The sequence below is a fragment of the Lentilitoribacter sp. EG35 genome, from assembly GCF_040784015.1.
Lineage (GTDB): Bacteria > Pseudomonadota > Alphaproteobacteria > Rhizobiales > Rhizobiaceae > Lentilitoribacter.
This window is the reverse complement of the sequence record NZ_JBFNGQ010000001.1, coordinates 362304-385419: the sequence shown is the minus strand read 5'-3', so window position 1 is coordinate 385419 and position 23116 is coordinate 362304. Positions and strand designations below refer to the sequence as shown.

The 23116-nt window shown below is 44.0% G+C and carries 20 protein-coding genes and 1 other RNA gene; 16 read left to right on the top strand and 5 right to left on the bottom strand.

From position 1 onward, the window contains the following. The first annotated feature begins 80 nt into the window (after positions 1 to 80). On the top strand, positions 81 to 1496 hold the full coding sequence (locus AB2J24_RS01755; protein ID WP_367384203.1) for an FAD-binding oxidoreductase: 1416 nt from the start codon (positions 81 to 83) through the stop codon (positions 1494 to 1496). 111 nt (positions 1497 to 1607) lie between these two features. Further along, a complete protein-coding gene (locus tag AB2J24_RS01750; protein WP_367384202.1) occupies positions 1608 to 5513 on the top strand; it encodes an AsmA-like C-terminal region-containing protein in 3906 nt (1301 codons plus the stop codon). Positions 5514 to 5525: 12 nt separating this feature from the next. On the opposite strand, the gene AB2J24_RS01745 is transcribed toward AB2J24_RS01750, so the two are convergent. The 3 genes from AB2J24_RS01745 to ssrA all read right to left on the bottom strand — a co-directional run bounded on the left by AB2J24_RS01745 (position 5526) and on the right by ssrA (position 6759). Then, positions 5526 to 5705: a DUF4169 family protein gene (locus AB2J24_RS01745; RefSeq protein ID WP_162652598.1), complete on the bottom strand. Its 180-nt coding sequence runs from the start codon at positions 5703 to 5705 to the stop codon at positions 5526 to 5528. 15 nt (positions 5706 to 5720) lie between these two features. After that, entirely contained in the window at positions 5721 to 6248 is a 528-nt protein-coding gene (locus AB2J24_RS01740) for an SspB family protein (protein ID WP_162652599.1), read from the bottom strand. 140 nt (positions 6249 to 6388) lie between these two features. Then, positions 6389 to 6759: a transfer-messenger RNA gene (ssrA, locus tag AB2J24_RS01735) on the bottom strand. A gap of 142 nt (positions 6760 to 6901) precedes the next feature. Between ssrA and AB2J24_RS01730 the strand changes: the two genes are divergently transcribed. The 7 genes from AB2J24_RS01730 (at position 6902) to AB2J24_RS01700 (ending at position 12549) form a co-directional block, all read left to right on the top strand. Continuing rightward, complete coding sequence (locus tag AB2J24_RS01730; protein WP_367384201.1) at positions 6902 to 7216, top strand: DUF2853 family protein; 315 nt, start codon at positions 6902 to 6904, stop codon at positions 7214 to 7216. A 132-nt stretch (positions 7217 to 7348) separates the two neighbouring features. Then, positions 7349 to 8143 (top strand): thymidylate synthase, encoded by a 795-nt coding sequence (locus AB2J24_RS01725; RefSeq protein WP_367384200.1) that lies wholly within the window; start codon positions 7349 to 7351, stop codon positions 8141 to 8143. Positions 8144 to 8172: 29 nt separating this feature from the next. Further along, positions 8173 to 8691, top strand: a complete 519-nt coding sequence (locus AB2J24_RS01720; RefSeq protein ID WP_162652602.1) for a dihydrofolate reductase — start codon at positions 8173 to 8175, stop codon at positions 8689 to 8691. A gap of 118 nt (positions 8692 to 8809) precedes the next feature. Further along, a complete protein-coding gene (gene hflK, locus AB2J24_RS01715) occupies positions 8810 to 9907 on the top strand; it encodes an FtsH protease activity modulator HflK (protein ID WP_162652603.1) in 1098 nt (365 codons plus the stop codon). A 2-nt stretch (positions 9908 to 9909) separates the two neighbouring features. Then, on the top strand, positions 9910 to 10812 hold the full coding sequence (gene hflC, locus AB2J24_RS01710) for a protease modulator HflC (protein ID WP_367384199.1): 903 nt from the start codon (positions 9910 to 9912) through the stop codon (positions 10810 to 10812). Between the two features lie 15 nt (positions 10813 to 10827). Continuing rightward, on the top strand, positions 10828 to 11013 hold the full coding sequence (locus AB2J24_RS01705) for a DUF2065 domain-containing protein (protein WP_162652605.1): 186 nt from the start codon (positions 10828 to 10830) through the stop codon (positions 11011 to 11013). Between the two features lie 111 nt (positions 11014 to 11124). Next, positions 11125 to 12549 (top strand): Do family serine endopeptidase, encoded by a 1425-nt coding sequence (locus AB2J24_RS01700; protein WP_367384504.1) that lies wholly within the window; start codon positions 11125 to 11127, stop codon positions 12547 to 12549. Positions 12550 to 12562: 13 nt separating this feature from the next. Here the strand turns inward: AB2J24_RS01700 and serB are convergent, their stop codons facing one another. After that, on the bottom strand, positions 12563 to 13453 hold the full coding sequence (gene serB, locus AB2J24_RS01695) for a phosphoserine phosphatase SerB (RefSeq protein ID WP_367384198.1): 891 nt from the start codon (positions 13451 to 13453) through the stop codon (positions 12563 to 12565). Between serB and miaA the strand changes: the two genes are divergently transcribed. Continuing rightward, positions 13452 to 14354, top strand: coding sequence for a tRNA (adenosine(37)-N6)-dimethylallyltransferase MiaA (gene miaA / locus AB2J24_RS01690; RefSeq protein WP_367384197.1), 903 nt, complete (start codon positions 13452 to 13454; stop codon positions 14352 to 14354). The genes serB and miaA overlap by 2 nt on opposite strands. A gap of 4 nt (positions 14355 to 14358) precedes the next feature. Here miaA and AB2J24_RS01685 read toward each other — a convergent pair whose 3' ends face one another. Continuing rightward, complete coding sequence (locus AB2J24_RS01685) at positions 14359 to 16275, bottom strand: ATP-binding protein (RefSeq protein ID WP_162652608.1); 1917 nt, start codon at positions 16273 to 16275, stop codon at positions 14359 to 14361. A gap of 326 nt (positions 16276 to 16601) precedes the next feature. On the opposite strand from AB2J24_RS01685, the gene AB2J24_RS01680 reads away from it, so the two are divergent. The 6 genes from AB2J24_RS01680 (at position 16602) to AB2J24_RS01655 (ending at position 23113) form a co-directional block, all read left to right on the top strand. After that, a complete protein-coding gene (locus tag AB2J24_RS01680) occupies positions 16602 to 18401 on the top strand; it encodes an acetolactate synthase 3 large subunit (RefSeq protein WP_162652609.1) in 1800 nt (599 codons plus the stop codon). 12 nt (positions 18402 to 18413) lie between these two features. Beyond that, on the top strand, positions 18414 to 19007 hold the full coding sequence (gene ilvN, locus AB2J24_RS01675) for an acetolactate synthase small subunit (protein WP_162652610.1): 594 nt from the start codon (positions 18414 to 18416) through the stop codon (positions 19005 to 19007). A gap of 59 nt (positions 19008 to 19066) precedes the next feature. Continuing rightward, positions 19067 to 20194, top strand: coding sequence for an ATP-dependent DNA helicase (locus AB2J24_RS01670; RefSeq protein ID WP_162652611.1), 1128 nt, complete (start codon positions 19067 to 19069; stop codon positions 20192 to 20194). A gap of 27 nt (positions 20195 to 20221) precedes the next feature. After that, positions 20222 to 20962, top strand: coding sequence for a DUF2259 domain-containing protein (locus tag AB2J24_RS01665; protein WP_367384196.1), 741 nt, complete (start codon positions 20222 to 20224; stop codon positions 20960 to 20962). Positions 20963 to 20996: 34 nt separating this feature from the next. Then, positions 20997 to 21770: a phosphatase PAP2 family protein gene (locus AB2J24_RS01660; RefSeq protein WP_367384195.1), complete on the top strand. Its 774-nt coding sequence runs from the start codon at positions 20997 to 20999 to the stop codon at positions 21768 to 21770. A gap of 80 nt (positions 21771 to 21850) precedes the next feature. Next, a complete protein-coding gene (locus AB2J24_RS01655) occupies positions 21851 to 23113 on the top strand; it encodes a DUF3422 family protein (protein ID WP_367384503.1) in 1263 nt (420 codons plus the stop codon). Positions 23114 to 23116: the final 3 nt, after the last annotated feature.

Sequence of the window (23116 nt, the reverse complement as noted above, 5' to 3'; positions counted from 1 at the left end):
TCGTGCACTAAATCACTAAAATCTAGACAAGTTAGACGAACCCTATCATAAAGAATCAAAGCTTTTTGGAAGGATAACATATGCCTGCGGCAAGTTCCGAGCAACGGTCTGAAAAAGTCTCTCTCGTGATAGATGTATTGCGGCAGCAGTTAGGAGAAAAAATCAACACAGGTGAGAGCGTACGTTCACAGCACTCTCATACAACGACATCTCTCCCTCCCCAACTTCCAGATGCAGTTGTCTTTGCAGATAATCCTGATGACATTACTATAGTTGTTAACACCTGCGCTAAATATGAAGTACCAGTTATACCGTTTGGAATTGGTACATCTCTTGAAGGACAGATAAATGCTGCAAACGGCGGCATCTCAATCGATGTATCCGGCATGAATAAAATCCTTTCAGTTAATTCAGAAGATATGGATTGCACAGTCGAACCCGGGGTAACCCGCGAACAGCTTAACAGTTACTTAAGGGACACAGGCCTTTTCTTTCCCATCGACCCTGGAGCCAACGCAACAATTGGCGGAATGACTGCCACGCGCGCCTCAGGCACAAATGCTGTCAGATACGGTACAATGCGCGAGAATGTAATTTCAGTTGAAGCTGTCACGGCAGATGGAAAGAAGATCAAGACAGCGAATCGCGCTCGCAAATCATCCGCAGGCTATGATTTAACACGGCTTTTCGTTGGTTCCGAAGGCACCTTAGGTGTAATAACAGCCATAACGCTGAAACTACATAGTGCCCCGTCAAGTATATTGAGCGGTACTTGCGTGTTTGACGACATTGAAGCAGCTACAAACACGGTGATCATGACCATCCAAATGGGTATCCCTGTAGCAAGAATAGAGCTTATGGATGCCGTGCAAATTAGAGCTTCAAACATTTACTCCGACATGGATAATCCTGAGAAACCTACGCTCTTTATCGAATTACACGGAGAGGAGGAAGATGTTGAAAAACAAGCAGAAATGTTCGCTGAAATCGCAAAGGATTTTGGCGCACAAGACCCACAATTTTCTTCTATTTTGGAAGAAAGAAACAAACTCTGGAAAGCACGCCATGATGCTTATTGGGCAATGAAAAGCCTTAAACCAAATACTGATATGATTACGACGGATGCATGTGTGCCCTTATCCCGGTTTTCTGAGTGTGTTGTAAAGTCTCAACAAGATCTAGCTGAATTGAACCTGTTCGGCGCAATTATTGGACATGCCGGAGATGGAAATTTTCATACTCAAGTCATGATCAATCCTGATGATGATGATGAACTTGTTCGAGTAAGAGAATATGCCTCACGCGTAAGTAAGCGGGCAATTGAGATGGATGGAACTTGCACGGGTGAACATGGCATCGGACAGGGAAAGCAAAAATATTTAGATCTAGAACTTGGAGATAGTGTGGATATTATGCGACAGATTAAAAAAGCACTGGACCCAAAAAATATAATGAACCCGGGTAAGGTTTTTCAATTGAACGGACAAACAAAATGAAACCGTTGCGTTACTTAAATTCACCGCACTTAAGTGCTAAAAGTAACATCTAGCGCAATCTCATCATATTAAACTTGTCATAGCGAGAACAAAAGAGTGTAACATAGAGCCATGATTTTAGTTCGGTTGTTTATTTTTTTTGGTGGTTTGCTCGCTCTTGGGCTTATAGCACTTCTCGTCGGTCCGTATTTTATCGATTGGTCAGATTATCGATCAGACTTTCAAAAACAAGCAAGCCGCATATTAGGGCAAAAAGTCATTGTTAATGGTGATGCTGAGCTCCGGATACTCCCTTTCCCGTCCCTCACATTTAATGACTTAACTGTCGGAGAAAACGCCTCCGGTCAACCAATGATGACTGCCAAGCAATTCGAAGCCGATTTAGAAATTACTCCTTTTTTAAGTGGAGAAATTCTAATTTTCGACATGAAGATTGTTGAACCTGATTTGACAGTTACCCTGCTTGAAGATGGAACTCTTGATTGGGCTTTAAGGAGCGAAAAACAACTCGCGGGCAACACGCTGGTTCTAGAAAATATCATCGTATCAAATGGTAAGATCACCCTTGTTGATCTACAAAACCAACGTAGAAAACGTGTTTCCGATATTAACGCGACACTTGCTGCACCAGAAATTTCCGGTCCGTGGAATATCAACGGTTCAGCTATACTTGAAGATCACACCTTCAACTACACATTAAACACGGGAATAGCCAATGAAGATGGTCATATTCGATTAAGATCCAAACTATCAATCGATGGCTTTCCATTGCAGTTAGAAAGTGAAGGCGATGCCAAAATCATTAACAATAAGCCTTCCTACCTTGGTAAATTTTCCGTAGCAAAACAATCAGATAAGAATGTTCTTAATACGAGTGCAGAATTCAGATCGTTACTTTCATTAAATATCAAAGGTGAATTCAAAGCCAATAGCGAGCGACTTGATATCCCCACTTACAGGCTAACATCAGGCAAAACATCCGATCCTTACATTATCGAAGGTAAGGCGCTTATTGATACCGGCTCAAAGCCTGAATTTTCAATAACGGCGAAGGGACAACAAATAGATCTAACCCAACTTGCCGCTACAAAAAACCAAGAAAAACCACATACAGATATCACGTCCGGCTTTATCCGATTGAGCGAGATCGCCCAAGATATCCCTATCCCAGACATGCCTGGTCAAATAGATCTATCCCTTCCAGCCGTTGTCGCAGGGCAAACCACTATTCGCGAGGTAGAACTACGAGCAAGACCTATAGGCAGAGGCTGGTATCTCGACCGATTTGAAGCGAAATTACCTGGCCGAACGAGCATCGAAGCAAGAGGTAGCATTCAACTTAGCGAAAGCCCTAGTTTTGAAGGAAACATGCTGGTCGCTTCTCGCCAACCATCAGGATTTTCATCATGGCTAATCGGAAGTGTGGACCCTGTTATACGAAAAATGGGCACAGCAGGCTTTTCAGCAAATGTCCTGATCAATGAAAAAATTCAACGCTTGGAAAATCTGGAACTGATACTCGGCACCGCTATCATTAACGGCAAGGCAGAACGACAAAGTCTTCCTAAACGGAAACCATCACTGACAGTAAATTTGATTGGTGATGAAATTGACTTAGACAGAATAGCTGCCGTAGCAAGACTTATAAATTTGGATAAAACAATTGATGAAAGCGGTGGTCTTCTTAACCATGACGTAGCGGTTCAAGTTGATGCAAAGGTCATGAAATATACCCACCTTTCCGCTAAAGAGGTTGCAGCGATAGCAACTTGGAGGTCGGGAAGTTTAAACCTTGATAAAATTACGTTCGGCAATTTTGCAGGCGCTAAGGGTAGATTGTTTGGCTCGCTTGAGAACCTGTTTGAAAAACCTACCGGGAGTATCGATTTCAATTTTTCTGCCAATAGCGCAAACGATATCTTCTCACTCGCAGGAAGCATGTCAAATAAACATCCAGTTGTTGAACGGTTGCGAAGAAATCAATCATATTTCTCCAACATGGACTTAACCGGAAATCTTACAATCGCAGACGATCAAATTCCGGAATTCATACTAAATGGCAAGATCAACGAAAGTGAAATAACTCTCATAGCCAAAGGAGCAGAAAATTTCGGTGCGATATTGGCCAGTCCATCCACCGCATCCTTTGCAGCAAATGTTACCGCAAGCAATCCACAAAGCGCAAAACTATTATCGCAACTAGGTTTTGAAGTTCTACCGTTTGATTTTGAAGAAAGTGCGGAAATTAATCTTGAAATATCTCAACTTAATTCTACTAACACTGATGTAGCAGCAAAACTAACATCCGGCTCTACAAGTGTCGCCCTTGAAGGAACTTTACTATCTGACAAGAACGAGGATATTTCTCTTGCTACTGGTGAATTCGCACTCGAAGTAAACTCTGACGACATTGAACCACTCCTACTCTCTTTAGGCCAAAACCCTCCTGCGATTGGCACCGGACAACCGCTAAAATTTAGTGCAGATATGCAAACCTCTGGTGAGGTCATTGGACTTAAAAACATTCAAGGTAACGCAGACGGAAACGAATTTAGTGGTGAATTGGTATTCGATAGTAGCAAACGAAATTTGCGCGTAAACGGTCATCTTAATGTAGACCAACTAGAGCTAGAATGGTTCTATGAACTAGCGCTCGGCGTCCGCATTCAAACCTTGTCTGATGAGACCTGGAATTCAACATCTTTTCTTCCACCATATGAGTTTACACCTCATGCAGAATTGAAATTATCTGCAAACAAATTATTCATACCTAACACTGAAACAGTAGAAAATTTCTCGTCTAAGATAGCCATCGGACCTGGTGATATAGCCATATCGGATATATCCGGCCAATGGTTTAGTGGAGAGTTTCTTGGAGACCTGTCCATCTCAAACCCAGACGGGAAAGCATTTACCAGTATAAAAGGCACCCTCATCGGTGCTGATCTCAATCATTTCACCTGGATCAATAACGAACAACCGGTGTTTGAAGGCGAGATAGATATTTTAGGCCATATAGAGGGCGCCGGCACAAGCTTATCAACCATCACGGAATCGTTAAATGGAGGAGGGCTTTACAAGATCAGCAATATTAAAATCTCAAACTTCAACCCTGATATTTTAGATGGATTGCTGAGCAATGTGGACAAACAAGGTCTTGAGATTACACCCGAAACAATAGCTGATCTGAGTGGTCAGCTCGTATCGGAGAGCGATTACAACATTGAGAGCCTATCCCTGCCCTTTACAATTACTGGTGGACAACAACGGCTTTCAAGCATCAAAGTTGACGATGCCTTATTTAGTCTCACAGGCGAAGCCAAATTTAACATTCCAACCAGAAAAATGGATGTAAAAGTAGATGTACTTCACGACCCCCAACTTGAAATACAGACAGGCGCAACCTCTGAACTAACCTACATATTTGACGGTCCCATTGAAGCCCCTTCGCGTTCGGTGGATGCCAATGCGATGAGTAACTTTCTATCTATTCGCGCCTATGAGCGAGAACGCAGGCGCGTCGAATTACTTCAAGCCAGCATCTTGGAAAAACAAAGTCTGCGACGCGAAATCTCACTTGTTAAAGACCAACAGTTCAAACGCGAAGAACAGGCACGTTTAAAAGCAGAGGAAGAAGCTCGTATCTTAGCCGAGCAAGAAGCTTTGAGATTGGCAAAAGAGAAAGCCGAACAAGAAGCAGAGGAAAAACGTTTGAAGGCCTTGGAGCAAGCACGCATTGCCGAGGAGGAAAAGAAGGCAAAACGTTTAGCCGAAGCACAAAAACGCGCCGAGGAGGAAGAAAAGGCCGCTGAACTTAAGGCACAGTTAGCTGCAGAAGAGGCTAAAAGGCTGGCGAAAGAGCAAGAACAAAAAACTGCTGCTGCAAAAGAAGAGAAGGCTAAGATAAAGACCGAAAACTGGGAAAATTCTGTCGAACGAATTTTAAGAGGTGATCAAGACGCGGCCACGATTGATGGCATTATTGTCTTACCTTTAGATGCACCAACCAGTGAGTAATTTCAAATAGACTCAATCTTCAATTTTCTTTTTATCGATATCTGAAATTGCTTTCTGATTTAATCGGTCGGTCAACTTCTTTTCGCTTTTTGTGCGGCCAAAGCTAATTCTATTCTGCTCAGCGACCTTGTCTTTGTCCGAGCGCTTCTTTTGTTTTCGAACTAATCTGAGATTAACAACATTATCTGCCATTAAAGTGCTCAATATCTAAGTTTTTTTGCGAAAAGCATCCAACGATACGACATCTGCGCTGGCATCACCTTGCTCTTTTTCATCATCATCATCGGAAGTTTTATCTTCAATAACAACGGGCTTTGTTTCAAGCGTCTGAACATCAGCATCTGCTTGATCTTCACTTGCCTGCTCTTCTTCGGTTATCAAGTTATCAAATTCTAGCTCAAAATTAACCGAAGGATCATAAAATCCTCTAATAGCACTGAATGGCACAACCAACTTTTCCGGTTGATCAGAAAACGAAAGCCCGATTTCGAATAATGTGTCCGTAACTTTCAACTCCCAAAATTGATGTTGAACAACGATAGTCATCTGATCAGGATAACGTTCTTGCAAAGCGCTTGAAATTCGAACACCAGGAGCTGTCGTAAGAAAGGTTATGAAAAAATGATGCTCCCCGGGCAATTGCCCGGCAGCAGCAGTCTCGATCAGCACTTTTTTTATAACGCCTCTAAGCGCTTCTTGTGCCAAGATGTCATAACGAATTTGATCTTGCGACATATTTATCCCCAAACTTGCGCCAACTTATCTCAACGCCACCTAAAATATTTAAAGCGCTATAGAAATAAACCGAGTCGATTTCAACTAAATATACCGCAATATTACGTTAAACCAAACAATTACCAAAATTTTGAAGAAAAAGTGAAGGCTTCTGTTGCCAGGTGCCTTCGAACCCCGCCTAGTCGTGCGAACAACTAGGACTTAATGTGAAACTATCGAACCGCAATTAAGCAGCTAGACGTGCTTCCGCATAGTTGTTATCATTTGCAACTACAAGTTTAGTCCGATAACGGTGGTACAATGCCGAGTAAAAGTACAATCTTTACGCCCTCGTCGATCCTATTTCGCCCCCATCATAATTAGATCTATCTTGATCAGAAGGATCAAATTATGGTGGAGGCGCCGGGTACCGCCCCCGGGTCCGAATGGTTTATTACACTGCCAATTTATTACCATAGCTACACAAGGTAGCCTCCTATATATAGTGCCTTATGAAGTTCATGAAAAGGGTCATCAGATTAAAATTCAGAAATCAGGGAGAATTCATCGCAATTTTAATGGTTTTTGCTTGCAAAATTGTCATAAAACATGTGTTTATTAGCAGATAGAACAGCAAATAACTTGCGATTATGGGGAATAGGTGAGGAAATTTTATGAGTGATTATCTAGCAGACGTACAAAAATATGATTCCGGTGCGGACGAAGCCGTTGTAAAGAAGATCGTAAGTCATCTTGGCATTGCGCTTCGCAACAAAGATTCATCAATGGTAGCGTGCTCAGACACAAGTGAACTTGATCGCGTTGTTGAAAAATGGTGTGGCAAAAAACTTGGTGTAACTGGTGATAAAGCTGAGGACGCTGTTTCAAAGACTTGCGAAACAATGAACGCTGATCGTTCAAAATCTCGCGTCACATTTTACTACCTTGTTGCCAAAGAACTTGGCAAACTAGGTGAGTTAGCAAGCTAATTCGTCCAATTTTTTAACTACAGCAAACCCTGCTCCAGTGCGGGGTTTTTTGTTGGAAACCAACCATCCTACTTGTTTCAAACATCAATTACCTTAGCTTAACAACAATGATTCTATCCTGATAGGAAGACAATGCAGCAATATCTCGATCTGTTAAAGCATGTAATGAAAAATGGGCATGACAAGGGTGACCGCACAGGAACTGGTACGCGGTCGGTATTCGGCCATCAAATGCGATTTGACCTTTCAGAAACGTTTCCTGTTCTAACGACAAAGAAACTGCATTTGCGCTCAATAATTCATGAACTTTTATGGTTTTTGCAAGGCGATACGAACATAAAGTACCTTAAAGACAACGGCGTACGTATTTGGGATGAGTGGGCCGATGAAAACGGCGATCTTGGGCCTGTCTATGGTGCACAATGGCGATCTTGGCCGACTCCAAATGGAGAAAGTATCGACCAGATAACAAAACTTATTGATAGCATCAAAAATAATCCAAACTCACGCCGACATATCGTATCCGCATGGAATCCGGCTTTGGTCGATGAGATGGCGCTACCACCCTGCCATTGCTTGTTCCAGTTCTATATTGCTGATGGCAAACTGTCTTGCCAGCTCTACCAACGATCCGCGGACATATTCTTGGGTGTTCCGTTTAACATCGCCTCTTACGCATTACTGACACTTATGCTTGCGCAAGTCACAGGCCTCAAACCAGGTGAATTTGTCCACACATTGGGAGATGCTCATATTTATCACAATCATTTCGAACAGACAGAGTTGCAATTAACGCGAACACCAACACAGTTGCCAACGATGTGGATTAATCCAGACATCACCGACCTTTTTGATTTCAAATTCGAAGACTTCAAATTGGAGAACTACGACGCTGAACCGAATATAAAAGCGCCGATTGCTGTTTAGTAAGACATATCAACTGCCGGATCATCTTTATGAATAATATGACGATATCAATGATAGCAGCCGTCTCCAAAAACGGTATTATTGGCCGTGATGGTGATATGCCTTGGCGGCTCTCAACCGATCTCAAACGTTTTAAGAAGGTAACTATGGGTTGCCCTATTATTATCGGCCGGAAGACTTTTCAGTCCTTTGGTGGTCGCCCCCTCCCTGGAAGACAAAATATTGTTGTTTCTAGAAGCCCGTTTGAAGCGGAAGGCATTACCAATACGCACTCACTCGAAGATGCTATTGGGATTGCAAGTTCAACGGCTAAGAAAACCAATAAGAACGAAATCTTTATTGCCGGCGGCGGTCAAATATACGAGCTAGCTCTGGAGTACTCCAGTCGTTTATACATTACCCACATTGATGCCAAGATTGATGGCGATACGAAATTTCCAAAAATTGATTCGAATATCTGGAAAATATCTCATGAAGAGTATATTCCAACAGGTGAAAAAGATAATTACGCGACGCGATATGTGATCTATGATCGCTTAGAGACGTAAAAAGCTTTATAAAACGACAATAAATTGAAAACACACACTTTGACGCGTTGAAAGCAGAGGTCGCGATACCTATAAAAAGGGGTAATACGTAACTTTTGACCAACAGAAAGAGATCTGGATGCCTTGGAGCAATCAAAATGGTGGCGGCGGAGGCCCTTGGGGCGGCGGCGGAAATAATGGCGGCGATGGCGGAGGCCCATGGGGCAACGGTCCCAAACGTCCAAATGGCGGTGGCGGAAATCCACCAGACATAGAAGAAATGCTGCGCCAAACCCAAGACAAGTTTAACAAAGCAGTAGGCGGCGGCAGTTCGCCCTTTATCTTTATCTTAGCTTTCATAGCTCTTGCTATTTTTTGGGGAATGCAAGCGATTTACACAGTACAGCCAGATGAACGTGGTGTTGAACTTCGTTTTGGTAAACCCAAAGAAGAAGTCGCAATGCCTGGCTTGCATGTAATTTTGTGGCCTCTCGAGACTGTAGAAATTGCGAACATTTCAGAACGTGAAATCACGTCAGGCAGCAAGGGTCGCTCTGGATCAACAGAAGGTTTGATGCTTTCCGGTGATCAAAACATTGTAGATGTCGAATTTAAAATTCTATACAATGTATCAGAACCAGCAGCTTATCTATTTAATGTTGCTCGTCCGGAAGATACGCTGCGTCAGATTTCTGAAAGCGCGATGCGTGAAATTGTAGGGCGTCGTCCTGCACAAGATATTTTCCGTGACAATCGTGATGCAATTGCGAACGAAGTTCAGGAAATTGTTCAAAATAGCATGGATAGTTTCAGTGCTGGTATCTCCATCAACACAGTTTCTATCGAGGATGCAGCTCCACCGCGTGAAGTGGCGGATGCGTTTGATGAAGTGCAAAGAGCTGAGCAGGACGAAGATCGTTTTGTTGAAGAAGCAAACCAATATGCCAACCAAAAGCTTGGTCAGGCACGAGGTCAAGCAGCCAAACTTCGCGAGGAAGCTGCAGGTTACAAAGACCGTGTCGTCAACGAAGCTAACGGTGAAGCTGCACGTTTCATTTCCATCTATGACGAATACAAAAAAGCGCCTGACGTAACCCGTCAGCGATTGTATCTTGAAACTATGGAAAGCGTTCTAGGGCGTTCAAATAAAGTTATCATCGAGCAAGGTGGTAATGCACAAGGTGTGGTCCCTTACCTTCCGCTTAATGAACTTAATTCAAAATCGAGAGGCAACTAATTATGGCTAATCGTATTCCTTTCCTTCTTGGTGTTCTGGCGGTTGTCGCTATTGCTGCATATTCATCCATATTTGTCGTCAATGAGCGAGAACAGGCAATTGTCATTCGCTTTGGTGAAATTCAACGCGTTGAAACGGAACCAGGTATTTATTTCAAAGTCCCACTTACATTCGCAGACTTCGATAGTGTTCAGTATGTTGAAGATAGAACTTTACGTTTTGATCTTGAGGATATTCGAGTTCAGGTATCTGGCGGTAAGTTCTACGAAGTTGATGCATTTGTTTTATACAAAATTTCAAATGCAAAAACCTTTAGACAAACAGTGTCTGGTGATGTGGTTGCCGTTGAATCCCGACTTAGAACACGTCTAAACTCTGCGCTTCGTACAGTTTATGGTCTTCGTGGATTTGAAGCTGCTCTTTCAGCGGAACGCGCATCTATGATGCGTGAAGTTCGTGATCAACTTCGCCCTGAAGCTGAAGCGCTTGGTGTAACTATTGATGATGTGCGCATTAGACGGACAGACCTTACGCAAGAAGTCTCACAGCAGACATATGAGCGTATGAAAGCTGAACGTCTTGCGGAGGCTGAAGCCATTCGTGCTCGTGGTATTGAAGCGGGTCAACGCCTAAGATCAATCGCTGATCGTCAAGTGGTTGAGTTTGTTTCCGCCGCTGGTAGAGATGCAGAGATTATCCGCGGTGAAGGTGATGCTGAGCGAAATGCAATTTTTGCGGATGCTTATAATCGTGACCGAGACTTTTTCGAATTCTATCGTTCAATGACAGCTTATGGTAAAGCTATCGATCCTGATGGCACGACAATGGTTTTGTCGCCAGATTCAGAATTCTTTAAATTCTTCAAAAACTCGCTTGGTGCGCCTAAAACGCCTCCAGCAAATTAAAAAAGGCCCACCGTCATGTCTGAATTTATTGTGGCGGTGGGTTTATTCTTCGTATTTGAGGGACTTATCTATGCCCTTGCCCCCGGATCTGTGAAAAAACTCGCACAAATGTTACCGGAAATCCCAAACCAACAATTGCGCAACTTCGGAGTTATTGCCATCATCTTAGGTGTTGGTATAGTTTGGCTTATTCGCGGATGATCTTCGCTTAAGCGGTTGCAAAAAGGATATGTAATGAAAGCTCGTGCTATAAATTTTCCCGATATGTCAATCGTTGCGAAAATGGCTACATTATCCTTATCATTGCTCTTCATGTTATTGACGATAAATTTGGTGCAAGCACAATCGCCCCCAACAAATGGGCCGGCATCCGTTGCTGACCTTGCTGAAGGCTTAATGGGTGCGGTTGTCAACATCTCAACATCACAATCAGTCGAAACCCCTTCTCGCAACAAGCCTCCACGCAACAGTCCGGATGGGGCACCATTTCAAGAGTTTTTTGATGACTTTTTCCAAGATCGAGGTGAAGGCGGGTCTAACCCTTCGAGAAATGTTAGTTCCTTAGGTTCCGGTTTCGTAATAGATCCCGACGGGACGATTGTCACTAATAATCATGTCATTCAAGACGCTGATAATATTGAAGTTATTTTCGCAGATGGTCGCCGATTAAAAGCTGAGCTTCTAGGTGCTGATCCAAAAACAGACTTAGCTGTCTTGAAGGTAGAACCAGAAGAACCGCTTGTATCCGTGCCAATTGGCGATTCCACATCCATGCGCATTGGTGACTGGGTGATGGCTATTGGCAACCCGTTTGGTTTAGGCGGCTCCGTTTCTATTGGCATCGTTTCAGCCATTGGCCGCGATATCAATTCAGGCCCCTATGATAATTACATACAAACAGATGCAGCCATCAACAGAGGCAATTCAGGCGGGCCGCTTTTTAATATGAATGGCGAAGTTATCGGCATTAACACTGCAATCATCTCTCCATCTGGCGGATCAATTGGTATTGGTTTTTCTGTGCCTACCGAATTAGCCGAAAACGTAATCACACAACTTCGAGACTTTGGCGAAACGCGCCGCGGCTGGTTGGGCGTGCGTATACAGCCTGTAACAGAGGATATTGCTGAAAGCCTCGGGATGGACAAGGCAAAAGGGGCTCTCGTTGCAGGCGTAATTACAGATGGACCGGTAGACGGCATCATGCAAGCTGGCGATATAATTATAAAATTCGATAATAAAAATGTAGTTACCGTTCGTGACTTGCCACGTATTGTTGCAGAAAGCCCAGTGGGTAAGGAAGTTAATGTTGAAATTCTTCGCAAAGGCGAGATGCAGACTATAAAGGTAGAACTCGGACGCCTTGAAGATGGTGAGAAAAAACTTGCTGAAGCAAATGGGGTAGACGAACCTTTGGCGGAAGAAGACACACGTCAGATTCTTGAATTAATGGGCATGGAATTAACAGAGATTACGGAAGCACTTCGCGAGGAGTTCGGTATTTCTGAAGATGTAAACGGTGTGCTTATTAATGCCGTTGATGAAGGTTCTAAAGCCTACAACAAAGAAGTAGAGGCTGGCCAAGTGATCGTTGAGGTCGCTCAGGAGGAGGTCAAGAAACCCGAAGATGTTCAGAAGGTCATAGATAAATTAAAGGCCGACGGTCGCCGAAATGCGTTCTTTATGATCGCAAATCAAACTGGTGAACTTCGATTTGTAACATTACGAATAGAGTAGCCCCTAGCGCGCGCTAAGCTTCAATGAAATCTGACTTACGATAACCTTGAAGGTACAGAAGCGCAGTTAGATCACCATGGTCAATGCGGATTTTAGCCTGCGCGGCAACACTTGGTTTGGCATGCAACGCCACGCCACTTCCCGCTATACCCAGCATACCCAAGTCATTAGCACCATCGCCCACAGCAATTGCATGCGCAGGCGTGATCTTTAACCGATCTGAAATCTCATTCAATGCATCTACTTTTGCTTGCATCCCCAAGATTGGGTCGGCAACCTGACCAGTAAGAACACCGTTCTCTTCCAAAAGAACGTTAGCCCTATTTTCATCAAATCCAATGATATCCGCAATTTTCTGCGTAAACACGGTAAATCCACCAGACACTAACGCACAATATGCATCATTCTTTTTCATGGTGGCGATAAGTGTCTTACCGCCTGATTTAAGTGTTATTCGACCTGCAATAACGTCATCAACTACACTGATCGGGAGCCCTGACAACAGCCCTACCCGTTCGCGCAACGCAGCATCAAACTCAATCTCACCATTCATTGCCCGTGCGGTTATACCGGATACTTTTTCTTTGAGTCCAACTTCCGCCGCCAGTTCATCAATACATTCCTGATCGATCATGGTCGAATCCATATCTGCAATCAGTATTTTCTTTCGTCTCGTTTCAGCATCTTGAATAGCAAAATCAATTGGTTGATCAGCTATCGCAAGTTTTATGACTTTCGCACACTCATCTAAATTGGCACCATCCTTCAGCGCCATATCGCACGCTATGCCATCAGCCAGCCAGTATAGATCAGATACATCAAGCTGCTTGGCAATTGTTTCTGCCAACTGCGGAACAAGAATAGGGTTTGACGGCGGGGCTAGAAGCGTGGCAACGAAGGGCATGGAAAAGTCTCTCGAAATAAATAATCAAACTGCCATCCAAATAGCTGGCCCGACCGCAAGCGGCAAGTCTGCATTGGCCGTTAAGTTAGCCCAATTGCATAATGGTGAAGTTATCAACACTGATTCCATGCAAATATATAAGATTCTAGATGTCCTGACTGCGCGCCCATCTGTGAGCGAACTAAAAAGTGCACCACACCATCTCTATGGCCATGTAAATCCAGGAGATGAATATTCCACCGGCCATTGGATAAAGGACGTGCAGAAAATACAGGCGGATATACAACGTCGGGGAAAGTTACCAATTTTTGTGGGCGGAACCGGTCTTTATTTCAAAGCCTTAAATGGCGGTCTATCAAACATTCCATCAATACCTACCGAGGTCAGAGATAAATGGCGTGGCAAACTGGAAACAGACGGCATCGAAACACTTTATAGCGAACTGAAAAGGCTGGACCCTGAAAGCGCTCAGAATTTAAAGCCAGCAGATAAACAACGTATCACCCGCGCGTTGGAAGTGTATGATGCTACAGGAAAATCCATTAGACACTATTATCAAAATACGGGACCAACTCTCGTTGATACATCCACATCAAAGAAAATTATCTTGCTGCCCGACCGCCCGACCCTTCATGAACGTATAGAAAATCGATTTACGAAGATGTTCGCAAACGGAGCTCTACAAGAGGTGGAGCATTTGCTCACTCTGGGAATCGATACAAATCACACCAGCATGAAAGCAATTGGTGTAAGAGAATTATCAGCGTATATTAAAGGTCTAATGACTCAAGACGAAGCTATTGAGAGATCAATTATAGCGACACGCCAATATGCCAAGCGGCAATCCACATGGTTTCGGAATCAACTCGATAGTGACTGGTTGCGTATTACAAATATTTAACCTGCTATTTCCCCAATAAACGCGCTCTCAATTCGCTCATCTCACGTTGTAGGTCATTGCCACTGGTTGTATTTTCAGTAGCAGGTTTGGCAAAAGTCTTATCTGATGGTGCAGAGGCAGGTGATGCTATTTTACGTAGCGTATTCGTAGGAGTGGCCGCGTCTTTTCTCTCACCTGCAAGTTTTGCACTTCTAAATTGCGCATCGGCGGTAGACTTATTCTGTGCATTTGAAAAGCCATCCATATTCGGAAAATCGAGATCATCAGATGCCTTTTTCCCACCCTCTGTAGACCGCATTTTCTCGACGATGGAACTCAGGTTAAGCGAAGTTACATTGCTTTCACTTAATCCTGTCGCGCACGGCAACTCATTCTTTGGAATACGTTCAAACATCATGCGCATAGGAACCGTCACAGCTTCACCAAAAGCGATTGCTTCCCCGTTACCAATAGATGCAAGAAAACTTGTTGTAGAGCTGGACGAATTCGGAAGTGCCGAACGAATAATTTCCTGATCTCGATCATTTGCCAATCGCATAGCAAATACGGTTGAACATTGCGAAAGAATTGTCGGATCAAGTTCACCTGGTCTTTGTGTAATAATACCAAGACTTACGCCGTATTTGCGGCCTTCTTTCGCAATTCGGGAAATAGCCTGACGCGTTGGTAGGAAACCAATACTCGGGTCGGATGAGATATATCGGTGTGCCTCTTCACAAACAACCAATATCTTAACGGCCCCCTCACTCCAAAGCGCAATTTCAAACGCTAAACGACAAAGAACCGATGCCACTGAATCAACAACTTCAGACGGAATACCAGCAAGTTGAAACGTTGTTAGAGGCTTGCCATCCGCGGGTATTCTGAAAATAGTCCCGATGGTTTGCATAATTGTGTCGCTAATTGTGCTTGAGGAGAACATAAATCCATAGCGCGGATTATTAATAGCAGATTGGATTCGAACCTTTAGCGACATTAGATGCGGTTTATCACTTTTGCCATCCAACCGACCAATCCTATCGTCTAGCAACGAAAGGAGATCTGCAATTCGATACGGAACAGGTGTATCAGCCGTGAAGGATTTATTTTCTCTTTTCCGGCTGAGGCCACTGCTGCTATCACCTTTAAATGCTCGTTTGGCTTCACCAATGAGGTCACGCAATGCATTCATTTCGTTGGTGACTTTAGGCTGTCCGCGGAAAATGACCTCTGCAAATTCTTCAAATTTGAAAAGCCAAAACGGTAAGTCCAAAGTATCAGGTCCAATCGCAACAGATATGCCATTAAAAGCTGAAGCAAATTCATCATGCAGGTCGAGGATAAGGACTCGCAATTTCGGGTCGCTTTGAATAGCCTTGTTAACGAGCAGAGAGAGAGCTGTTGATTTGCCAACACCAGTGGTCCCAACAAGTGCAAAATGTCGCGATAACATAGACGGAATGCAAATCGTCGCGTCCATGTCCTGATTTTGCGATAGTTTTCCAACGACAACAGGATGATCAGTTCCAGCATCATAAATGAGTTTCAAATCTTCCGCACGAATATCATGAGCATCGGCACCTAAATGTGGATAACGTGTTATACCAGTTGAGAAAGTTGTGCCTGTTTCATGCTGGCGAACTTCTCCGACAAGTTCGGCGGTAATTTGAAGTGTATTAACACCATTAACATCCCAACTTGCATCCGGTGTTTCCATAGAGCTTACAAGAGCAACAACCCGATTTTGATCAACAACAATGGTGACGAGACGACCAACAGACCAACCAGCAGCAACCGCCACATCATCAGGGCCAACGGAAGTTGATATCTCGATCTTCGAACCGGTACATGAAACAACATGACCGAGAAGGCGATCCACTGGTTCGGGCGCACGACGTTCTACAGAATGATAATCATAAGTGCTGTTTGTTAAGTCAGACAAGTTCGCCCCCGAACAAATGAAAAGGTAATATGTTCAATCTAACCAATGAACGTTAAAAAAAAATGTAGGCAAAGGGTCTAAATCATAACAAAATACTCACCTTCTCTTCTATACGACGACGCTTGAATTATTCGTTGACGCATTATTCAAATAAGGCTAAAAGTTAGCTATGAAACAAAAAATTGAAATTCTGGTGGTGGGAAAGCGTATGGGCAAGATGGTGTAACCATCTGGCGAAAGCATCCCATGCGCGATACGAAGGCTCCTAAAGGAGCCTTTTTTTATGCCATCAAAATTGACTTAATAGAGTAAAAGAAGACAAAAAAATGACTGGAACTGACAACGAATTGTCCGAGGATGCAAACCATATGACCGGTGCCGAAATGGTACTTAAAGCGCTGGAAGAAAATGGTATCGAGCATATTTTTGGCTACCCGGGCGGTGCAGTATTGCCAATCTATGATGAAATTCATCAGCAAGATGCGGTTCAACATATTCTCGTTCGTCATGAGCAAGGCGCTGGCCATATGGCTGAAGGCTATGCTCGCTCAACCGGAAAAACGGGGGTCTGCCTTGCAACCTCTGGTCCAGGCGCGACTAACGTTGTGACCGCGCTTCAGGACGCCTTGATGGATTCTATCCCAATGGTTTGCATCACTGGTCAGGTGCCAACCAACTTGATCGGATCTGATGCTTTCCAAGAATGTGATACAGTTGGCATTACGCGCCCATGCACAAAGCACAACTGGTTGGTTAAAGATGTAAACGACCTGGCTAAGACCTTGCACGAGGCATTTCATATTGCAAGCAGTGGTCGCCCCGGTCCAGTTGTTGTTGATATTCCAAAGGATGTTCAGTTTGCCACTGGAACATATGTACCAAAAGCAAAAATGGCCAGTCGAAAAAGCTATAAACACGCAACATCTGGTGATATGAACCAGATTAAGAAAGCTATTGAATTGTTGAAAGGTGCCAAACGCCCAGTCATCTATTCAGGTGGCGGCGTCGTGAATTCTGGTCCGGAAGCGTCAAAACTACTTAGAGATTTGGTATCTTTAACATCGGCGCCAATTACATCAACGTTGATGGGTTTAGGTTGCTACCCGGCCTCCGGTGAAGCCTGGCTGGGTATGCTTGGCATGCACGGCACTTATGAAGCCAATATGGCCATGCATGATTGCGATGTTATGCTGTGTGTTGGGGCTCGATTTGATGATCGTATAACAGGCCGCCTTGATGCGTTCTCACCCAATTCAACAAAGATTCATATTGATATAGATCCATCTTCAATCAATAAAAATGTATATGTGGACGTCCCTATTATTGGAGATGTGGTGCCTGTACTTGAAGATATGGTCCGTATTTGGCGCGCAGAAGCAGCCTCACTGGAAAAAAGCAGGTTAGCTAAATGGCATGCGCAAATTGATACATGGCGGGCGCGTAATTCGCTCGCATATGCGGACAATAAAGATGTAATTATGCCGCAATATGCCGTTCAACGTTTGTACGAGTTAACCAAGGACAAGGACACATATATCACCACCGAAGTCGGTCAACATCAGATGTGGGCAGCACAGTTCTACGGTTTCGAGGAGCCAAACCGTTGGATGACATCAGGTGGCCTCGGTACGATGGGTTATGGTTTTCCAGCTGCCATAGGTGTGCAAGCGGCCCATCCTGATAGTTTGGTAATCGATATTGCAGGCGACGCGTCTATTCAGATGTGCATCCAAGAAATGTCGTGTGCAGTTCAGCACAATTTACCCGTTAAAATATTTATTTTGAACAACAATTACATGGGTATGGTTCGCCAGTGGCAACAACTATTACACGGGAATCGTCTATCAAATTCTTACACAGAATCCATGCCTGACTTTGTCAAACTAGCAGAAGCTTATGGTGGTGTGGGAATACGCTGCTCTAAGCCAGCAGATCTTGATGGAGCCATTAATGAGATGATTTCAATCGACAAACCAGTTATCTTTGACTGCAACGTGGCAACTCTTGCCAATTGTTTCCCAATGATCCCGTCTGGCAAAGCACATAACGAAATGCTGTTACCGGACGAGGCCACTGATGAAGCTGTTGCCAATGCAATTGATGCCACTGGTCGTGGACTGGTATAAGGAGGAGCTATTATGAACGCACAAGAAAAGCCAACAGGCTCAGCCTATTTTCACCAAGTTGTTGAGCATGAGATCGTCACACGCACACTTTCTGTTGTCGTGGATAATGAACCGGGCGTATTAGCACGCGTTATCGGCCTATTCTCTGGCCGTGGCTACAACATTGAAAGCCTCACCGTTTCTGAGACCCAACACCAACGCCATCTGTCTCGCATCACGATTGTTACGCGTGGAACGGAACACGTGCTGGAGCAGATTAAAGCACAGCTAGAGCGAATTATTCCTGTTCACCGCGTGATTGATCTGGATGAAACTGCAGCCAAACTAGGCTTTGAAAAACCCATAGAACGGGAACTTGCGTTGGTTAAAGTCAAAGGTAAGGGTGAAGCCCGGTCCGAAGCATTACGGATTGCCGATGCTTTCAAAGCAGAAGTTGTTGATGCGAATACTGAGCATTTTATTTTTGAAATCACAGGACGCGTTTCTAAAGTCGAGCAGTTTATCCAAATTATGCGACACCTTGGTGCTATTGAGATTTGCAGAACTGGTATCACAGCGATGAATAGAGGTTCCGAAGGCATCTGGGGCAGCGAGCAACCAAGTTAATGTTCGACTAGGATTAAAATCTTATTGCTAAATCGTGCGAATCCTGTAACGGAATGGCAATGGATTTTTCACCTCAACAAGATGAAGCTCTTAAAGCCGTTGCAAAATGGCTTAAAGAAGGTTCAACCCCAATTTTTCGCCTGTTCGGCTATGCAGGAACGGGGAAAACAACGCTGGCACGGCACTTTGCGGAACATGTGGATGGCGATGTTTTGTTTGCCGCCTTTACAGGAAAAGCAGCTCAGGTATTGCGTTCGCGCGGTGCCTCAAATGCCAATACTATTCACTCCCTCATCTATCGCCCGCGAGGTGAAGAAGAGGTAGAAGACGAAACGACCGGTAAAACGACAATCGCTCCTATGTTCTCCGTCAATCGGCAAAGTCCTGTTGCAAAAGCAGCGCTTATTGTCATTGACGAGTGCTCAATGGTAGATGAAGAACTGGGTCGCGATCTGTTAAGTTTTGGGACTCCCATTCTCGTTTTAGGTGACCCGGGCCAACTGCCGCCGATATCAGGTGGAGGCTATTTCACCGAGCATGAACCAGATTTTCTCTTAACGGAAATTCATCGTCAGGCACGCGATAATCCAATCATAGATCTAGCAATGCAAGTTCGTGAGGGACGTGACCTAGCTTATGGCGATTATGGCACGACGCAAATAATCTCCAAACAGGATGTTAATCAGGATCTGGTGTTAGATGCCGATCAGGTTTTGGTAGGAACCAACAAGACAAGAAAACGGTACAATCAACGTCTGAGGATTCTCAAGGGTTTTGACAGGCCTCATCCTCAAAGCGGAGATAAACTTGTTTGCTTGAGAAATGACCCAAGCAAAGGACTGCTTAACGGTTCGCTATGGCAAGTCATGACATCATCAAAAGAGACCACAAAGCCAGGGATAAATCTTCTACTCCGACCAGAAGATGATGATATGGGGCGTGGTTCTGCAAAGGTCCGCCTTCTAAAAGCCGCCTTTGAAGAGCATGATACTGAAATTCCTTGGTCAACAAAAAAACGGTTCGATGATTTTGATTTCGGATATGCATTAACCGTACACAAAGCCCAAGGATCGCAGTGGAACAATGTTGTATTGTTTGATGAAAGCTGGGCTTTTAGAGATACTTCAGTGCACTGGTTATATACAGCAATCACACGTGCAGTGGAAAAATTGACCATTGTTCGATAGAATAATCAGAGCGCTGGAGGTTACCCAATGAATAAATTCAGAATTGCATCACTGTCACTTGTACTTTTCCTATTTAAATTAAACCATGTAATTGCCGGCGATTTCGCAGAGTTTCACTCATTAGGGTTTTCTGCTGACGGAAAGGTCTATGCATTTGAACAATTTGGCATCATGGACGGGTCCGGTTTCCCCTACGCAGATCGATTTTTTATTAATGTTGAAAGCGATACCTATGTGAAAGGCACTCCCTTCCGAGTGCGCATTGAAGATGAGGAAGCAGGCGTTTTGCAAGCTCGCAAATTGGTTGCTGAAAAGAGCGATGTAAAAATGAAAACCTTGGGTATTGGGACCAAGCCGGGTCGCTTAGTTGCGTTCAACCCCTCAACGGAAGTTGTCAATGATAGCAAAAGCATCATTTACTTCCCAAATCACTATAAAGTTAATCTGGGCGAGCCAATCACAATATCATTAGAAACATTTGAAGCTCAATTACCATCTGGCCATGATTGTCAGAACTATGGTGGTCTAGACATCAATATTTTCAGGCTCAAGTTACGCCCCTCACCCGACGAAGCATCCGAAACAATTTATGAAGATAAAAGCCTGCCCAAAAGCAGGCGGTGTCCACAAGATTATAATATCGGAGGCGTCGTGACACTAGACGAATTTGGCGAACCGGCAGTGCATGTTTTTCTTGTCCTTTATGAGAGTTTTGGGTTTGAAGGTCCCGACGGACGATGGATTGCCATTCCTAAGGTCATGAACTAGAACAAAACTAGTTCTAACTCATTAGAAAACGTGCATGACCGATCACCCAAATTATTACGCGATCACAATGATATTCGTTATTGCGATGACTATTGCTGTGTCTGTCGTTTTCTTAATCTATCCGCAATTAGACATCTATCTGGCAAGTTTTTTCGCTGATGGCAAGAATGGGTTCCCGTTAAATCAAAGCCAATTCCTCGTTGCTCTCCGCTTTTTGTATAATGTTGAAATTACGGTCCTGTGCGTCACTGCAGTGTCGATGTCACTATATACGCGCCAAAATCGGCAAATTACTAAAACCCCTCATCAATTTTGGGACTTAATAATCGCAAGCTTTATCGCGGGTCCCCTTGTGCTTGTTAATATGATCTTGAAAAGCTATTGGGGCCGCCCACGGCCTGCACATATCACCGAGTTCGGCGGAACATCAGATTTTGTCCCACCTTATTATATCTCTGACCAGTGCCAATCAAATTGCTCATTTGTATCTGGCGAAGGTAGCGCTATCGCCACATCCGGCATTTTACTTGGCATCATCGCTTGGACAGTACTTCCTCACAAAAGAAAGTTGATTATCACGCTTATTACAATCCTAAGTGCCTTAGGCATTGGGCTTAGATTTGTCAAAGGTCGTCATTTTATGAGCGACTCCCTTTTGGCCGCACTTTTTAGCGCTATTGTAATCCTGCTGATCTATAAAATATTCAAAATCTCAAATATTCGGGATAAAATCACTCTGGAAAACATCACCCATGACTTCGGTCTTATTGCAACAAGTCTTCGTTTAAAGCAAAATAGGCGAAAATAGCGACAATTTGAACCTATCTACACCTTGCATCAGCTTAGAGTCTCGATCATCTTCAACCGTCAGAGGAACCTATTTTGACTATGCAAAATCCAGATGTTGAAACTTTGTGGGCATATCACGACGATCGGCAGGCTGCTATCGATGAAGTCCATGCGCGTCCCGCAATGGAAATTATCGCTCCCGCGATTGTTTTGCACATCGCATTTACATGCGAAAGTGACACGATTTCAGAACTTTTCACACAAGTTAGCGGTAAAACATCAGCAGAAATTCGTCGCCACGTCATCAATAAAACCGGAAACATAGACACCAAAATAGAACGCCATACCGAGTTTACCAGTTGTACTTTTGTTGCAAGCAATAACAGTGATGGCGCAGAACTCATTGAGGCATATAGATCTCTACTCATCAGAAAAAACGTTAAAGTGCTATCAAAGTGTCAGATATCAATTGTCACAACTGCAAAAGAGCTGGCTAAGAAAAGTGATTTTGGTAAGCGCTTTTATGGCGGGACCATGCGCGGAGAGCTACAAGTCCACTCAACGCTGGAAACTGACAATCAGAGCACGATAAATTATACCGTTATGTCCGAGAAAAGTGGTCCTAACGAACTTGGGCGTCGAATTCAGCGCATATATGAACTGGAAACCTATCGTATCATGGCCCTTATTGGGCTGCCGCTTGCACGACGTCAATCGTCTCGCCTGACCAAACTTGAAGACCAACTCAATCAGATTACATCAAAACTTGAGGCAGCAAGCAGCGATGAAGATGTCTCTGACGAAGATCTGTTTCAGGAACTATCTATCTTATCTGGAAAATTGGACAATTTGCGATCTGAGACGCGATTTCGTTTTTCTGCGAGCAATGCCTATTTTGATATCGTCGATGCTAGAATAAAAACCCTTGTCGAGCAGGAACGTGGGGACCTCCAAACGATATCCGGCTTTTTAAAATCAAGGCTTGAACCCGCTCGAGCGACGATCAAGAGCGTTGAGGGTCGTCAAAAAACTCTGACAGAGGATATAAGTCGAGCACTTGCCCTACTGCGAACGCGCATAGATATTAAGATGAATCATGGCAATCAAGCGTTACTTAAATCGCTAGATGGGCGATATAAACAACAATTGCTCATCTCCCAAGCCGTTGAAGGCTTGTCGACGATTGCTATCACCTATTATGCCATCGGGTTGTTATCTTATTTTCTCAAGGCTTTCGATAAAGCAGGTCACCTACCGGTGTCATACACGCTTATATTAGCCGCTGCAGTACCTGTAATTATGTTCACCGTTTGGTATTCTGTTCGAAGACTGCGATTAAAGCTGCATGGAAGCGAAGATTAGGCA

Excerpts from the sequence above, each read along its gene's own strand:
- hflK (WP_162652603.1), top strand. The coding sequence starts at position 8,810 with ATGCCTTGGAGCAATCAAAATGGTGGCGGCGGAGGCCCTTGGGGCGGC.
- AB2J24_RS01750 (WP_367384202.1), top strand. The coding sequence starts at position 1,608 with ATGATTTTAGTTCGGTTGTTTATTTTTTTTGGTGGTTTGCTCGCTCTT.
- AB2J24_RS01665 (WP_367384196.1), top strand. The coding sequence starts at position 20,222 with ATGAATAAATTCAGAATTGCATCACTGTCACTTGTACTTTTCCTATTT.
- serB (WP_367384198.1), bottom strand. The coding sequence starts at position 13,453 with ATGCCCTTCGTTGCCACGCTTCTAGCCCCGCCGTCAAACCCTATTCTT.
- AB2J24_RS01705 (WP_162652605.1), top strand. The coding sequence starts at position 10,828 with ATGTCTGAATTTATTGTGGCGGTGGGTTTATTCTTCGTATTTGAGGGA.
- AB2J24_RS01730 (WP_367384201.1), top strand. The coding sequence starts at position 6,902 with ATGAGTGATTATCTAGCAGACGTACAAAAATATGATTCCGGTGCGGAC.
- AB2J24_RS01655 (WP_367384503.1), top strand. The coding sequence starts at position 21,851 with ATGCAAAATCCAGATGTTGAAACTTTGTGGGCATATCACGACGATCGG.
- AB2J24_RS01755 (WP_367384203.1), top strand. The coding sequence starts at position 81 with ATGCCTGCGGCAAGTTCCGAGCAACGGTCTGAAAAAGTCTCTCTCGTG.
- miaA (WP_367384197.1), top strand. The coding sequence starts at position 13,452 with ATGGAAAAGTCTCTCGAAATAAATAATCAAACTGCCATCCAAATAGCT.
- hflC (WP_367384199.1), top strand. The coding sequence starts at position 9,910 with ATGGCTAATCGTATTCCTTTCCTTCTTGGTGTTCTGGCGGTTGTCGCT.
- AB2J24_RS01700 (WP_367384504.1), top strand. The coding sequence starts at position 11,125 with ATGTTATTGACGATAAATTTGGTGCAAGCACAATCGCCCCCAACAAAT.
- AB2J24_RS01680 (WP_162652609.1), top strand. The coding sequence starts at position 16,602 with ATGACTGGAACTGACAACGAATTGTCCGAGGATGCAAACCATATGACC.
- AB2J24_RS01660 (WP_367384195.1), top strand. The coding sequence starts at position 20,997 with ATGACCGATCACCCAAATTATTACGCGATCACAATGATATTCGTTATT.
- AB2J24_RS01745 (WP_162652598.1), bottom strand. The coding sequence starts at position 5,705 with ATGGCAGATAATGTTGTTAATCTCAGATTAGTTCGAAAACAAAAGAAG.
- AB2J24_RS01740 (WP_162652599.1), bottom strand. The coding sequence starts at position 6,248 with ATGTCGCAAGATCAAATTCGTTATGACATCTTGGCACAAGAAGCGCTT.
- AB2J24_RS01720 (WP_162652602.1), top strand. The coding sequence starts at position 8,173 with ATGAATAATATGACGATATCAATGATAGCAGCCGTCTCCAAAAACGGT.
- ilvN (WP_162652610.1), top strand. The coding sequence starts at position 18,414 with ATGAACGCACAAGAAAAGCCAACAGGCTCAGCCTATTTTCACCAAGTT.
- AB2J24_RS01725 (WP_367384200.1), top strand. The coding sequence starts at position 7,349 with ATGCAGCAATATCTCGATCTGTTAAAGCATGTAATGAAAAATGGGCAT.
- AB2J24_RS01670 (WP_162652611.1), top strand. The coding sequence starts at position 19,067 with ATGGATTTTTCACCTCAACAAGATGAAGCTCTTAAAGCCGTTGCAAAA.